Annotated in this window: 12 protein-coding genes; 4 read left to right on the plus strand and 8 right to left on the minus strand. The window is 66.1% G+C overall.

Going from position 1 to position 13,499, the window contains the following annotated elements; translation table 11 throughout:
• Positions 1-7: 7 nt before the first annotated feature.
• Positions 8-709, plus strand: a complete 702-nt coding sequence (locus ACPTTC_RS08815) for a DUF2968 domain-containing protein (RefSeq protein WP_423392221.1) — start codon at positions 8-10, stop codon at positions 707-709.
• Positions 710-789: 80 nt separating this feature from the next.
• On the opposite strand, the gene hfq is transcribed toward ACPTTC_RS08815, so the two are convergent.
• The 5 genes from hfq to ACPTTC_RS08840 all read right to left on the minus strand — a co-directional run bounded on the left by hfq (position 790) and on the right by ACPTTC_RS08840 (position 7,000).
• Positions 790-1,341 (minus strand): RNA chaperone Hfq, encoded by a 552-nt coding sequence (gene hfq, locus ACPTTC_RS08820; RefSeq protein ID WP_423393338.1) that lies wholly within the window; start codon positions 1,339-1,341, stop codon positions 790-792.
• Between the two features lie 544 nt (positions 1,342-1,885).
• Positions 1,886-2,803 carry a DUF1571 domain-containing protein gene (locus tag ACPTTC_RS08825; RefSeq protein ID WP_423392222.1) on the minus strand — a complete coding sequence of 306 codons (918 nt, stop codon included), beginning with the start codon at positions 2,801-2,803 and terminating at the stop codon, positions 1,886-1,888.
• 29 nt (positions 2,804-2,832) lie between these two features.
• The gene (locus tag ACPTTC_RS08830) at positions 2,833-4,587 is read right to left on the minus strand and encodes an AMP-binding protein (protein WP_423392223.1); all 1,755 of its coding nucleotides are present in this window, start codon (positions 4,585-4,587) and stop codon (positions 2,833-2,835) included.
• A gap of 156 nt (positions 4,588-4,743) precedes the next feature.
• A complete protein-coding gene (locus tag ACPTTC_RS08835) occupies positions 4,744-5,565 on the minus strand; it encodes a TetR/AcrR family transcriptional regulator (RefSeq protein ID WP_175952922.1) in 822 nt (273 codons plus the stop codon).
• A gap of 214 nt (positions 5,566-5,779) precedes the next feature.
• Positions 5,780-7,000 carry an MFS transporter gene (locus ACPTTC_RS08840; RefSeq protein WP_423392224.1) on the minus strand — a complete coding sequence of 407 codons (1,221 nt, stop codon included), beginning with the start codon at positions 6,998-7,000 and terminating at the stop codon, positions 5,780-5,782.
• Positions 7,001-7,281: 281 nt separating this feature from the next.
• Here ACPTTC_RS08840 and ACPTTC_RS08845 point away from each other — a divergent pair, with 281 nt between their 5' ends.
• The 3 genes from ACPTTC_RS08845 to ACPTTC_RS08855 all read left to right on the plus strand — a co-directional run bounded on the left by ACPTTC_RS08845 (position 7,282) and on the right by ACPTTC_RS08855 (position 10,317).
• Positions 7,282-7,824 (plus strand): GNAT family N-acetyltransferase, encoded by a 543-nt coding sequence (locus ACPTTC_RS08845; RefSeq protein WP_175970116.1) that lies wholly within the window; start codon positions 7,282-7,284, stop codon positions 7,822-7,824.
• A 128-nt stretch (positions 7,825-7,952) separates the two neighbouring features.
• Positions 7,953-8,579 carry a ParB-like protein gene (locus ACPTTC_RS08850; RefSeq protein WP_175970115.1) on the plus strand — a complete coding sequence of 209 codons (627 nt, stop codon included), beginning with the start codon at positions 7,953-7,955 and terminating at the stop codon, positions 8,577-8,579.
• A 7-nt stretch (positions 8,580-8,586) separates the two neighbouring features.
• Positions 8,587-10,317: a SulP family inorganic anion transporter gene (locus ACPTTC_RS08855; RefSeq protein ID WP_423392225.1), complete on the plus strand. Its 1,731-nt coding sequence runs from the start codon at positions 8,587-8,589 to the stop codon at positions 10,315-10,317.
• Positions 10,318-10,339: 22 nt separating this feature from the next.
• Here ACPTTC_RS08855 and ACPTTC_RS08860 read toward each other — a convergent pair whose 3' ends face one another.
• The 3 genes from ACPTTC_RS08860 to ACPTTC_RS08870 all read right to left on the minus strand — a co-directional run bounded on the left by ACPTTC_RS08860 (position 10,340) and on the right by ACPTTC_RS08870 (position 13,470).
• Positions 10,340-11,275 carry a carbohydrate kinase family protein gene (locus ACPTTC_RS08860; protein ID WP_175953098.1) on the minus strand — a complete coding sequence of 312 codons (936 nt, stop codon included), beginning with the start codon at positions 11,273-11,275 and terminating at the stop codon, positions 10,340-10,342.
• Positions 11,276-11,405: 130 nt separating this feature from the next.
• A complete protein-coding gene (locus tag ACPTTC_RS08865; protein WP_423392226.1) occupies positions 11,406-12,350 on the minus strand; it encodes an ABC transporter substrate-binding protein in 945 nt (314 codons plus the stop codon).
• 82 nt (positions 12,351-12,432) lie between these two features.
• Positions 12,433-13,470 (minus strand): ABC transporter permease subunit, encoded by a 1,038-nt coding sequence (locus ACPTTC_RS08870; RefSeq protein ID WP_423392227.1) that lies wholly within the window; start codon positions 13,468-13,470, stop codon positions 12,433-12,435.
• Between the last annotated feature and the right edge of the window lie 29 nt (positions 13,471-13,499).

Here is a 13,499-nt window from a genome sequence, read left to right on the forward strand (position 1 = left end):
GAACTTCATGAGCCATATGACGGGGTTGGGAAGGGCGTGCGTGTTGCTCGCCGTGGTGGGAGGCACGCAGGGCGCATACGCGCAAAGTCTGGCAGATAGCGGTTCGCCGGCAGTACAGCAGGCGTCGGCGCCGGTGGCGGCGATTCCGGTGATCGATTCGCAGACATCGGTGCAGCCGCAGGCGGGCGAGTCGACGGGGCCGAGCACGGTCGACGACTTGCAGCGCCAGATCCAGGCACACGCGCTGACGGAAATGCGCACGAGCTACAACGGCAGCTACGGCGCAAGCCTGCTGTTCAACGTGAAGGACGGTGCGTACTTCGTCGCGCTGTTCCAGCAGAAGGCGTTCTGGCGTGTCATCAAGACTTACGACGAAACGCGTGCGGAAGCGATCTATCGCGATTTCTCGCGCCAGGCGGAGCGGCTGGCCGTGAACGAACTGCGGGCAGCGAAGCTGGAATCGCAGAGGGCGCAAATGGACAAGCAGATCGAAGTCACGCAGGATCGCGCGCGGCGTCTGCAGGCCGATATCTCGATCGCACGGCAGCAGCAGGCGGCGGTCGCGGATCGCCAGAAGAGCGTACGCAACGAGACGGCCGCATTGCAGGCGCAGCAGGCCGAGCTTCAATCGCAACTGCGTGCGTTGCAGCAGCAGGTGCGTTCGTTGCAGCGCGAGGCCGACGCGGGCCTGCCGACGACGGCGCGCTGAACCCGGCGACGGTGCGGCGACATGCCGCGCCGGCCGCACAAGTAAAAAGGGCAAGCCGGTTTTTGGCTTGCCCTTTTGCTTTACTGGCCGTCCGGCACGATTCGCCGGCGGCGCGTCACGATGACCGGCCCGTTGCCGCCGCGGGAATCCGACGGCGATGCGTTGCCGGATGAGTCGCCGGTGTCGCGCGGCGCGCCGTAGCTTTCGCGCGGTTCACGGGGTTCGCGCGGGGCACCGTAGCCTTCGCGCGGTTCGCGCGAGCCATAGCTTTCACGCGGTTCGCGGGAGCCGTAGCCGCCGTCGCCGCGCGATTCACGCGGGCCGCCGTGCGAGCCGTACGGGCTGTGACCGCCGCCTTCACGGCCGCCGGGGCGCCCGCCGGTGCGCGGCCCGCGGGGGCCGCTGCCGCCCGGGCGCGAGCCGCCCGTGTCGAGCTGGATCGTGGAAATCGCGCGCTTGTAGATGCCTTGCAGACCCACGGGGGTGCGCAGCATCACCAAGTACTGGTCGAACGACTCGATACACCCCGTCAGACGAATGCCGTTGACGAGATAGATTTCAACGCGCTTACGTTCCTTGCGCGCCGAATTGATGAAGTCGTTTTGCGGATGGGATTCTGCGGGATTGGCCATTGAGGTGCGGCAGGAGCCTGCGTCAGAGAATATGTTGTGCGTGTGTGTGGCGTGTTCGTCCACAAGGTGTTTGGCGGGATTCTACCCTGTTCGATCGGGGAGCGCGAAGTCGTGATTGTGTCGAACCGTAACCCACTATAGACGTTCCCACGCATTTTCGCGATTCGGCCAAACGGCTAATGCCATTTCGTTAGGCCGCGTTACGGCGCTCGCCGTGCCGTATCGCCTTGGTTCGCGCGCGACGCTTACATTGGTTTGGTCGCGCGAGCCGGGCGGGCCGGTGCGTATCAGGGATTCAGAACATGAACAAGAGGCGATGGACAGGGTGAGTCGGGCGCGTGGCGATGTCGACCTCCGGCAGTGCGATGGCGGGGCATGTCGACCTGTCAGCCGGCGCTGGCGTACCGGCCGCACCGGTCTATGTCGAGCCGGCGCCGGTCTATTGAGCGCCGCAGCCGGCCGTGGTCGCCTATCCGGGCTATGGATACGACTACCATGGCGACGACGATGACGATTGAGCCCGAGGTCGGCCCTGCCGGCAGCATCAGAATGCGTAGTCAGGGTTTTTCGGGTCGAATGCTGTGTCGTCGAGCGTCGCTGGCGCGATTTTCTCGATGACGATCCGCTCGAAGATCTTGCCGTCGTTGTCATAGGACTCGACGGTCCGGAAATAGGGCGCGTGCAGATCGAGCCCCAGGACTTCCTTTTTCGCGTAGAACTGCGGCTGGCCGGTCGGCGTTTCGTAGGTGAGCGCGACGACCCGCACGCCGTTGATCGTCCTGGCTTCAACATCGGTCGGCCGTTGCACGCCGGCTTCCACGTATTTTTTCCCTTCGGTCAGGTACAGGTTCGTGATGAACTCGGTGCCGAGATCCTTCACCTGGTGATTCGACTGGGCGCGCGCGAGTGCGCCGTCGATTGCCGTCCACAGCGGAATCTTGCCGAGCAGGCCACCGAGGTGGCCGTACATCTCATCCTTGCGCTGCGTCGTGTCGTAGATGGTCTCCTGGCCGGCATGCGCGCCGCCCGGCAGCCATTTCGCATAGACGCGCAGCGGCTCGCGGGTGGTCTTCACGAGCATGCGGTCGGGTGTCTCGGACCATTTTCCGCTGATGCGCTCCTGGCGCACCATCGTGAACTGGTAGGACGGATAGCCGTTTGGGCCGTTACGGATATAGAGCGGCACGGCAAGCGGATCGAGTGCCTTGAAGAGCGCGGTGAGCGTCGCGTCGTCGAGCTGCGCGAGCGTGCCGCGCTGCGCGGCCGTGCGCAGCCAGCGCGCCTGCTGCGCGACCGGCTCGCTCGTGACTTTCGCGAGTTCCACCGGCAGCGTGACGCCCGCCGCCGCACTCGCGGCGTCGGCCGTTTCCTGTGCATGCAGGCCTGCCTGTACGAGCGACAACAGGCAGGCGACGGCCACGGCGGGGGCATGCCGTGCGTGGCGCTTCTTTCCTTCGTTCATCGACGGCGTCTCCGGAGGCGATGGATCGTTCAGCCTTGCTTCGCGGCCTTGATTTTGGCGAGTTCCTCGTCGCGCAACGCGCGGCGCAGGATCTTGCCGACGTTGGTCTGCGGCAACGCGTCGCGGAATTCGACGAATTTCGGCATCTTGTAGCCGGTCAGGTTCTTGCGGCAGTGCGCGAGCACGTCGTCGACCGTCAACGACGGATCGCGGCGCACGACGAACACCTTGATCCGTTCGCCCTGTACCTCGTCGGGAATGCCGATCGCCGCGGCTTCGCTGATGCCCGGATGCATCACGAGCACTTCCTCGATTTCGTTCGGATACACGTTGAAGCCCGACACGAGGATCATGTCCTTCTTGCGGTCGATCAGGCGAATGAAGCCGCGTTCGTCCATCACGCCGATGTCGCCGGTGCCGAGCCAGCCGTCGGCGTCGATCACCTTGGCCGTTTCGTCGGGGCGCTGCCAGTAGCCGCGCATCACCTGCGGACCCTGCACGCACAGCTCGCCTGGCTCGCCGATGGACGCCCAGGTGCCGTCCTCGCGACGAAAGCGCACGACGGTGGACGGCGCGGGCAGGCCGATCGAACCGCTGAACGCGGCCATGTCGTTCAGGTCCACGGGGTTCATCGTGACGATCGGCGAGCATTCGGTCAGGCCGTAGCCTTCGACGACCGGCCGGCCCGTCACCTGCTGGAAGCGCTCCGCGACTGCGCGCTGCATCGCCATCCCGCCGGCCATTGCGAGCTTCAGCTTCGAGAAATCCCGCTTGCGGAATTCTTCGTTGTCGAGGAACGCGTTGTATAGCGTGTTGATGCCGGTGATCCCGGTGAACGTCTCGTTGCGAATGATCTTCATCACCATCGTCATGTCGCGCGGGTTGGCGATCAGGATGTTGCGCCCGCCGAGCCCCATGAAGATGAATGCGTTCACCGTCAGCGAATAGATGTGATACAGCGGCAGCGGCGTGAGCACGGTTTCGACGTCGCCCGATACCTGGTCGGCGATCCAGGCCTTCGCCTGCAGCAGGTTCGCAATCAGGTTGCCGTGCGTGAGCATCGCGCCTTTCGCGACGCCGGTCGTGCCGCCCGTGTATTGCAGGAACGCGAGGTCGTCGCGCGTGATCTGCACGGGCTGCGGCTTGCCGCGCGCGCCGAGCGCGAGGGCGGAGCGCAGCCGGACGGCCTGCGGCAGGTGGTAGGCCGGTACGAGCTTCTTCACGTGCTTCAGCACGAAATTGATCAGGCGTCCCTTCGCATTGAAGCCGTCGGCGAGCAGGTCGCCGAGCGCGGTGACGACGATGTTCTTCACCTGCGTTTCCGGCAGCGCGTCCTGCAGCGTGCGCGCGAAATTCTCGAACACGACGATCGTCTGCGCGCCGCTGTCCTTCAACTGGTGCGCGAGTTCGCGCACGGTGTAGAGCGGATTGACGTTGACGACGATCGCGCCGGCTTTCAACGTGCCGAACAGCGCGACCGGGTACTGGAACGTGTTCGGCAGCATGATCGCGACGCGGTCGCCGGGCTTGACGCCGATGCTTTGCAGGTACGACGCGAACGCGTCGACTTTCTGCGCGAGCGTGCGATAGGTCATCGATGCGCCTGCGCTCACGTAGGCGACGCGCTCGGCGAAGCGGCTCGTGCATTCGTCGAAAAACTGCACGAGCGATGCGTATTGCGTGACGTCGATGTCGTGCGGGACGCCGGGCGGGTATGACGCGTACCAGATGCAGTCGGTGTTCGGCGGAACCTGGGCCGCTGCGGTTGCTGCGGAAGATGACATGACGAGTCTCCGTTCTTTGCTCTCGGCGAGGGCGGACGTTTCAGCGCCGGCCCTTGCCCTGTGCCGCACGGCCGATCGACGGGGCGCCTCGACGCCCCGCACGACCGCGCGTTTCAATCAATTCGTGAACAGGAAGCCGCGCGTGGCCTCGCGCGCTCAGTTCGTGGAATGCAGCGTTGCCGTATCGACGGTGGTCGCAGCCGACTGCGGCAGCCCGAACGCTTCGCTTGCGCCCGCGTCGTCGAGCACGGCCGCGAAGATCGACAGTTGCGCACTGTCGGGCATCGGCGCTTTCAGCGCGGCGACGATCAGCGACGACAGTCGCGCGATCATCTGCACGTCGTTCATCGTGCGGCCTTGCGAGAACTCGTCGATCAGGCTTTCCGTTTCGGCGCCCGCGAGCGCGCCGGACAGCGCGCCGATCGCGAAGTGCAGACGCCAGCCGAGCTCTGTGCGCGGCAGGTGCGGCAATGCGCGCTGGAACGCATCGAAGAAGCGGCCCGCGACGCTCGCGTAGTGCGCGGTCAGGAAGTTGCGCACGAACGGCGACGGATCGGTGTACGCACGGCCGATCAGCCGCAGGAACCCGGGCCCGCCGCGCTCGGGATCGCGCGATGCTTTCAGCGCGGGAATGAACATCGCGCCGAGCACGTGCTCGCAGGTGATGTGCGTGCCGAGCTGCGCATCGAAGCGGTCGAGGATGCCCAGGCGTTCCTGGTTGAGCTGGTCGAGCCGACGCGACAGCATCGCGTGGATCAGCGCTTCCTTGCTGCCGAAGTGGTAGTTGACCGCAGCGAGGTTGACCGCCGCGCGCGACGTAATCTGGCGCATCGACATCGCCTCGAAGCCATGCTCGATGAATAGGTCCTCGGCCGCATCGAGGATGCGCGCCTTCGTCCCGCCGGTCTGCCGCGTGCCGGATGACCGTGCCCCGGACGGCCGTCCCGCGGATGGCCGTCCCTCCTGACTTACTGCCATGTCCCGCCTCCCATGCCGGTCGCCCGGCCGCGAACTGGTGATTTTTTGTCTGATTCAAACAGTCGTTTTTATTAAGATAAAAAATCGCGGACGGAGCGGGCAAGCGGGGAATCTGGACAAATTCCTCTAGTTCGATGTGCGGATGCGGAAAGTATCGTGCGTGCCCTCGACAGGACGGGGCACGCGCGATGATGCGGTGCGGCAATGCGCGAGTTCAGGCGACCGTGCTACGCGTATTGACCGATTGCGTCATGTCGATGCCGCGCCGCTCGCGGCTGAACAGGATCAGCACGGCGATCACGACGGCCACGATGCCGGCCACGAGCGCGAGTGCGAAGCTGTAGTTGTTGTGGTTCGAAACGGCGAGCGACGCCTGCATCGTCGCGTTGCCCGACGCGAGCAGGTTGCCGAGCTGATAGACGACGCCGGGGAAGGTCGCGCGGATCTCGTCCGGCGAGATCTCGTTCAGGTGAACCGGGATCACGCCCCACGCACCCTGCACCGAGATCTGCATCAGGAACGCGCCCGCGGCGAGGGCAACCGGGGCGCTCGAGAACGCCCACAGCGGCAGCACGGGCAGGGCGATCAACGCGGCGATGAAGATGGCCCGACGTCGGCCGATCCGCTCCGAGATCGTGCCGAACGACAGGCCGCCGACGATGGCGCCGATGTTCAGCACGATCGTGATCCACGACACGGTATGCGGATCGAAGTGATGCTGTTCGCGCAGGAACGTCGGATAGAGATCCTGCGTGCCGTGCGAGAAGAAGTTGAACGCGGTCATCAGCACGATCGCGTAGATCGTGAGCTTCCAGTTCTGCTGCAACGTGACGCCAAGGCTCGGGCGCTGGCGCTTCTCCATCTGTTTCCACGCCGGCGATTCGGGCACGTGAGCACGCACGTACAGCACGAGCAGCGCGGGCAGCACGCCGACCATGAACATCCCGCGCCAGCCGATGTACTGGTAGAACAGGCCGAACACGACGGACGCAAGCAGGTAGCCGCTCGGATAGCCGGCCTGCAGCAGCCCCGACACGAAGCCGCGCGCATGGGTCGGGACGGTTTCCATCGTCAGTGCCGAGCCGACACCCCATTCGCCGCCCATCGCGACGCCGAACAACGCGCGCAGCACGAGCAGCGCGGTCAGGCTCGGCGCGAAACCCGATGCGAGTTCGAGCAGCGAGTAGCACGCGATGTTGACCATCAGCGTCGGGCGGCGGCCGAAGCGATCGGCGAGCCGGCCGAAGATCAGTGCGCCGAGCGGGCGCATCGCGAGCGTCAATGTGAGCGCGAACGCGACGGCGGGAATTGTCGATCCGAATTCGGCGGCGATGTCCTTCAGCACGAAGACCATCAGGAAGAAATCGAACGCATCGAGTGTCCAGCCGAGGTAGGCGGCGATCGTGACGTTGCGTTGTTCGCGGGTCCAGCTCATGTCCGAGATCTCCTCGTTGGCTTGCGCGCTCATGATGTGCATGCGGATGCCGGCCGGCTTGCGCGCGGTGCGGGGGGCATTGATCGAGTGTAGGCCTCGGCGCCGGACGATGTGGGGCGCGATAACGTCGAATCAGGAATAATCCCTAGGAAATGAACTGTTTCGGAATGGGAAACGCCGTCGCACGAAACAGGCGGCACGCGTCTGTATCATTCCGGAAGGCTGTTTGTATCTGTTTTGTAATGTGCCCTATGCGCATCGTCACCGAATCAGGAGTCCCGATGACCGAACGTTCCGCCGCCACGCTGCCCGTGCTCGAAACTGCCCGGCTGTGGCTGCGTCCGCGTGTGCTGGCCGACCTCGATGCGTGCGTGGCGATGGATCGCGATCCCGAGGTCACGCGGCACATCGCGGGCCCGTGGCACGATCCCGTCGAGCATCGGCGCTTCGTCACGCACCGGATCACGCGCGACTATCCGCCGGGCCTCGGCTACTGGTCGATCTTCGAGAAGGCCGCGCCCGATGCGTTCATCGGCTGGATCCTGCTGATTCCCGACTATGCGGGCGGCGCACGCGACGTCGAGATCGGCTGGCGGCTGGTGCGGGCGGCATGGGGGCGTGGCATCGCGAGCGAAGCGGCGGCGGCGGTCGTGCGCCACGCCTTCGACACCGTGCATCTGCCACGCGTGATCGCCGATATCGCGGAGGCCAACAGCGGCTCGCTGAATGTCGCGCGCAAGCTCGGGATGCGTCGCGTGAGCGTCGTGCACGATGGTATTCCTTACATTCGACATCGTCTCGAACGCAACGATCTGCGTGCGTAGCGCGGCGCCGCACGGGCGTAGGCGGTTGTCAGAGATCGTTAACCGGATGCGTATCGAGGTCATGACGTATTAACGGCTCGCAGGATCAGGAGTATCGTTGCCGGAATTTCGCAACATGGGGTACGACCATGACGCTCGGCAACGATGTTCACCTGATTCCCGTCAAGCTGGAAGAACTGCGTCCCACGCAGATGACGGTTGGTTATCGCGAAGTCAAGGCGAAGCGCAAGCACTGGAAGGCGCTCAGCAAGCGCGCGCGCAAGACCGCGATCGAATCGCACTGGTTCCCGACGGTGCTCGGCCCGGATGGGCTGCACTACATCACCGATCACCACCACCTCGGCCTCGCGCTGATCGAGGAGGGCGAGGCGCGCGTGAACGCGATGCTGCTGAAGGATCTGTCGTGGCTCGACCACACGATCTTCTGGCGGATGATGGAGCACAACCAGTGGGTGCATCCGTTCGGCGCGGACGGCACGCGCCGTGACTACGCGAATCTGCCGAAGGCGCTGACGGGGCTCGTGGACGATCCTTACCGCAGTCTCGCCGGCGAGCTGCGCACGGCAGGCGGCTATGCGAAGGACGCGACGCCGTTCAGCGAATTCCTGTGGGCCGACTACCTGCGCCAGCACGTGTCGCTCGACCAGATCCGCAAGAACTTTGCGAAGGCGCTCGACATCGCACTGCATCGCGCGCATGAGCAGGACGCACGCTATCTCCCGGGCTGGTCGGGCGTCATCGCCGTCAAGCCCTGACCCGCTCATGACGACCGCCCCGATCCGCCCCGATGCCGGCCCGCAGCATGCCGACCATTTCGCCGCGCTCGACGCGGCCTCGCCGCCGCCCACGCGACGCATCGGCCTCGATGCGCTGGCCGGCCTGTCGATCGCGGGCCTGCTGATCCCCGAGGCGGTCGCGTACGCGGGGCTGGCGAACCTGCCGCCGCAGGCCGGTCTCATCGCATTGCTGTCGGGGCTCGTCGTCTATGCGCTCACCGGCAGCAGCCGCTTCGCGATCGTGTCGTCGACGTCCTCGTCGGCCGCCGTGCTCGCGGCGACCGTGCTGGCGGAGTCGGGGATGGCGCTCGCCGCGCAGCTCGCGCTCGCCGCGGCGCTCGTCGCGATGACGGGCGTGCTGTTCATCCTGGCGGGTGCCGCGCGCCTCGGCGGCATGTCGGACTTCGTCGCGCGGCCGGTGCTGCGCGGCTTCACGTTCGGCCTTGCGTTGACGATCGTCATCAAGCAGTTGCCGAAGATTCTCGCGATCTCCGTGCAGCACAGCGATGCGCCGCATGTCGCGCTCGACCTGATCACCGGTGCGCCGCATGCGAATCTCGCGAGCGTCGTGCTCGGTGCGATCGCACTGGCGTTGCTGTTCGCGCTCGGGCGGAGCTCGCGCGTGCCCGCGACGCTCGTCGTGATCGTGCTGTCGATCGCGGCCGGCTACGCGATCGACTGGCAGCGATACGGGATCGCGATCGTCGGCCATATCGATTTCAAGCATCTCGAGTTCGGCCTGCCGACCCTCGACCGCAACGCGTGGATGCAGACCATCGAGCTTGCGTTCGCGCTGATGCTGATCCTGTACGCGGAATCGTACGGATCGATCCGCAACTTCGCGCTGAAGCATGGCGACAGCGTATCGCCGAACCGCGACCTTGTCGCGCTCGGCTGCGCGAATCTCGTGTCGGGCCTGCTGCACGGGATGCCGGTCGGCGCCGGCTATTCGGCGACCTCGGCGAACGAAGCGGCCGGCGCGCAATCGCGCTTTGCCGGCCTGTGGGCGGCGGGCGTGGTTGCGCTGATCGTCTGGCTGCTGCTGCCGCAGCTCGCGCGCACGCCGGAGCCCGTGCTCGCGGCGATCGTGATATTTGCTGTCAGCCACTCGCTGCATCCGTCGGTATTCCGGCCGTACTGGGCCTGGCATCGCGACCGGCTCGTCGTGATCGCCGCGCTGCTCGCGGTGCTCGTGCTCGGCGTGCTGCACGGGCTGCTCGCGGCCATCGGCGTGAGCCTGCTGCTGACGCTGCGCAAGCTGTCCGAGCCGAACGTCAGCGTGCTCGGCAGGTTGCGCGACAGTCATGATTTCGTCGACGTGGCGAGCCATGCCGACGCGAAGCCGGTGCCGGGCGTGCTGATCGTGCGACCCGAGGCGCAACTGTTCTTCGCGAATGCGGACCGGATGCTGAACCGCGTGCGTGCGTTGATGAAGGCCGTGCCGGATGCACATACCGTGATGCTGAGCCTCGAGGAAACGCCGGATATCGACAGCACGACGATCGAATCGTTGCGCACGTTCGCGGCCGAATGCACGGCGCGCGGGTTGCGGCTCGCGATCGTGCGGCTCAAGGTGCACGCGCTGCACGCGTTGCGCCGCGCGGCCGACGATACGCTGCGCGACGACGCAATGTCGGAACTGAGCGTCGACGAGAGCCTGCAACTGCTGCAGGCCGGGATGCCGCCGGACGGCGACGCCGGCACGACCGCCGCGTGACGGGGCGGCGCGCCGGCGCGCGTTATTGGGAAACGACGACGCCGGCGGAGCGATCGATCATGCCGGTCACTTCGGCTGCCGTCGGCGCATAGGCGCCGGCATGCTCACAGGCGACCGCCGCGCACGCGGCTGCGTAGCGCAGATGGTCGGCGGCTGATGCATCGGGACGCGCGAGCTGGCTGGCGAGCCAGCCGCCGATGCTCGCATCGCCGCAGCCGACTGTGTCGGCCACTTCGGTCGGGAACGCGGGCTGGAACAGCACGGTGTCGCGATGCAGGAGCTGCATGCCGGATGCGCCGCGCGTGACGAGCATCGTCGCGTCGGGCGCCCACGTCCGCAGTTGCGCGAGCGCGGCGGCTTCATCGAGTTCGGGAAACAGCCCGCGCAGATCCTCGTCGGAGACCTTGATCCAGTCGGCGAGCCCGGCCAGCCGGCGCAGCGTGTCGCGATACGACGGCGCGGCCATCGGCGCACGAAAGTTCGGGTCGAACGAGATCCGCTTGCCGGCCGCCCGCGCAGCTTGCGCAACTTCAATCAGGCGCGATGCGAGCGGCTCGCGCACGACACCGAGTGAACCGACGTGCACGATCTCGGTCGCGTCGAGTGCGCCGGCGGGCAGGTCCGCCGGATCGAATGCGAGATCGGCGCTGTTCTCGCCGATGAAGAAGTAGTGGGGCGGCTGCTTCGACACGACCATCGCGAGCAGCGGCGCGCGATCGACCTGCCGCATGAAGCGCAGGTCGAGCCCGGCGTCGGCGCTCTTGCGCATCAGCTCGTCGCCGAAGGTGTCGCGGCTGACCGTGCCGGCGAAAGCCGTCGGCACGCCGAGTCGCGCACCGACACGCGCGACGTTCCAGCATGAGCCGCCGGCGACGCTGTGCCAGTGCTGCGCGTCGTCGCGGATGAAATCGGTCAATGCTTCGCCGAATACGATCAGGCGGGGAAACGTCGTCGTCATGTCGAAACCTTGTGCCGCGGCGTTGTGCGCGGCCATGCAGCGATTGATCTGAAAAGGCGGGCAGTGCGGGCCGTCGCACGTTGCGATGCAGCCGACACTGCCCGGTTGCGCGGGTGGACGGGCGGCGCGATCAGCGCGGCGCGCTCCAGCCCTTGTAGGTCTTCACGTTGTCGCGCGTGATGAGCGTCGGTTCGATCAGGATCATCGGGTTGGCCGGCTTCTGGCCGTTCATGATGCCGTAGCCGACGTTGACGGCCTGCTGCGCCATCGCCCACGGATCCTGGCTCGACGACGCCTGCACGAGCGTATTCGACTTGAGCGCGACCTCGATATCGGGCGCACCGTCGACCGACGTGATCACGATGCCCGGGCGGTTCAGCTGTTTCGCGGCGAGATCGCTGCCGATCGCCTGCGGGTCGTTGATCGTGAATACCGCATCGAGCTTCGGAAAACGCGTCAGGTAGCCCTGCATCGCATTCATCCCGCCTTCACGCGAGCCCTTGCCGTCCTGGTCGCTCGACAGCACCTTGATGCCGGCGTTTTTCGCGAGCACGGTCTTGCAGCCGTTGACGCGATCGATCACGGCCGACACTTGCGGGCCGTTCTCGATGATCACGTTGCCCTTGCCGTTGAGTTTCTTCGCGATGTAGTCGCATGCCAGCTCGCCGGCCTTCACGTTGTTGGTCTGCACGGTCGCGTTCGCGCCGGCGGCCGCGACGTCGACCGCAACGACCGTGATGCCGGCTGCCTGCGCCTTCTTCACCGCCGGCTCGATCGCCTTCGGATCGGTTGCGTTGAGCAGGATCATGTCGACGTGCGCGGAGATGAAGTTGTCGATCTGCGTGAACTGCTTGTTCAGGTCGTAATCGGCCGACACGGCCGTGACTTTCGCATTCGGGTTGATCTGTTTGGCGCGCGCCTCGGCGCCCTTGACGATCGTGACGAAGTACGGGTTGCCGAGCGACCCGACCGTGACGCCGATCGATTTGAGCGGCTTGTCGGCCGCGTGCGCGACGGAAGTGCCGAAGGCGAGTGCGCAGGCGACGGCGGTGAGGGCGGCTTTGTGCTTGAACATGTCGTTGTGTCTCCGTGAAGTTGCTTGTCGAGCGGGCGCAGGGATCGGCCTGCGCCGCAAGGTTGAATGGACGTGAAGGCGCTCAGGTACGCGCCGAATCGCGCTGGCGGTAGCGGTCGAGCGCGACGGCGCCGATGATCACGAGCCCCTTGATGATGTACTGCCAGATGTCGGACACGCCGAGCAGCACGAGGCCGTTCGTCAGCACCGCGATGATCAGCGCACCGATCAACGTGCCGACGATCGAGCCGACGCCGCCGACGAAGCTCGTGCCGCCGAGGATCACCGCGGCGATCGCGTCGAGTTCGTACGACTGGCCGAGCTGCAGGCCATTGGCCGCGTAGAGCCGCGCGGCCGACATCACCGCACCGAGGCCGGCGAGCAGGCCCGACGCCGCATACACGAACAGCTGGATCGCACGCACGTTGATGCCCGACAGGCGGGCGGCTTCCGGGTTGCCTCCGACCGAATAGATGCGCATTCCGAGCACCGTGCGGCGCAGGATGAACCACGAAATCGCGATCACCGCGCACGCGATCACGACGAGCCACGGCACGCCGAGGATCGTGCCGTTGCCGATGAACGCGAACGGCAACTGCGGATTGAACACGGTCGTGTCGTTGCCGATCAGGCGCGCGACGCCGCGCACGGCCGTCATCGCGCCGAGCGTGACGATGAACGGCGGCAGGCGCAGGAACGAGATCAGGCCGCCGTTGATCGCGCCGAACACGAGGCCGACGAAGAGCGCGAACGGCACGCCGAGCCAGCCCCAGCCCGGGATGGTCGACGCGAGCAGCGCCGCGACGGCGGCGGCAGCCAGCACCGAGCCGACCGACAGGTCGATGCCGCCTGTCAGGATCACGAAGGTCATGCCGGCGGCGAGCACGATGTTGATCGACGCCTGCTGCGTGACGATCGACAGGTTCTGCAGCGTGAAGAAACCGTCGGTCAGGAAGCCGAAGCCGATGCACAGCACGAGCAGCACCGGCAGCATGCCGGCGGTGCGGATCAGCGACTGCATGCGGGCGCGATGATCGGCGCCGCGCATCAGGGGCGTACGGTTGGCGACCGGGTGGGCCGTCGCGGAAGCGAGGTTCCGCTGCTTGGTCGGGTTGATCATTTCGGTAACCTGAATGTAAGAAGGGAATG

It is taken from the genome of Burkholderia mycopellens, from assembly GCF_964265025.1.
In the GTDB taxonomy this organism is placed as follows: domain Bacteria; phylum Pseudomonadota; class Gammaproteobacteria; order Burkholderiales; family Burkholderiaceae; genus Burkholderia.

Bases quoted from the DNA above. Each gene is read 5' to 3' on its own strand.
- ACPTTC_RS08845 (WP_175970116.1), top strand. From the start codon at position 7,282: ATGACCGAACGTTCCGCCGCCACGCTGCCCGTGCTCGAAACTGCCCGG.
- ACPTTC_RS08825 (WP_423392222.1), bottom strand. From the start codon at position 2,803: ATGAACGAAGGAAAGAAGCGCCACGCACGGCATGCCCCCGCCGTGGCC.
- ACPTTC_RS08850 (WP_175970115.1), top strand. From the start codon at position 7,953: ATGACGCTCGGCAACGATGTTCACCTGATTCCCGTCAAGCTGGAAGAA.
- ACPTTC_RS08855 (WP_423392225.1), top strand. From the start codon at position 8,587: ATGACGACCGCCCCGATCCGCCCCGATGCCGGCCCGCAGCATGCCGAC.
- ACPTTC_RS08830 (WP_423392223.1), bottom strand. From the start codon at position 4,587: ATGTCATCTTCCGCAGCAACCGCAGCGGCCCAGGTTCCGCCGAACACC.
- ACPTTC_RS08860 (WP_175953098.1), bottom strand. From the start codon at position 11,275: ATGACGACGACGTTTCCCCGCCTGATCGTATTCGGCGAAGCATTGACC.
- hfq (WP_423393338.1), bottom strand. From the start codon at position 1,341: ATGGCCAATCCCGCAGAATCCCATCCGCAAAACGACTTCATCAATTCG.
- ACPTTC_RS08865 (WP_423392226.1), bottom strand. From the start codon at position 12,350: ATGTTCAAGCACAAAGCCGCCCTCACCGCCGTCGCCTGCGCACTCGCC.
- ACPTTC_RS08835 (WP_175952922.1), bottom strand. From the start codon at position 5,565: ATGGCAGTAAGTCAGGAGGGACGGCCATCCGCGGGACGGCCGTCCGGG.
- ACPTTC_RS08870 (WP_423392227.1), bottom strand. From the start codon at position 13,470: ATGATCAACCCGACCAAGCAGCGGAACCTCGCTTCCGCGACGGCCCAC.
- ACPTTC_RS08840 (WP_423392224.1), bottom strand. From the start codon at position 7,000: ATGAGCTGGACCCGCGAACAACGCAACGTCACGATCGCCGCCTACCTC.
- ACPTTC_RS08815 (WP_423392221.1), top strand. From the start codon at position 8: ATGAGCCATATGACGGGGTTGGGAAGGGCGTGCGTGTTGCTCGCCGTG.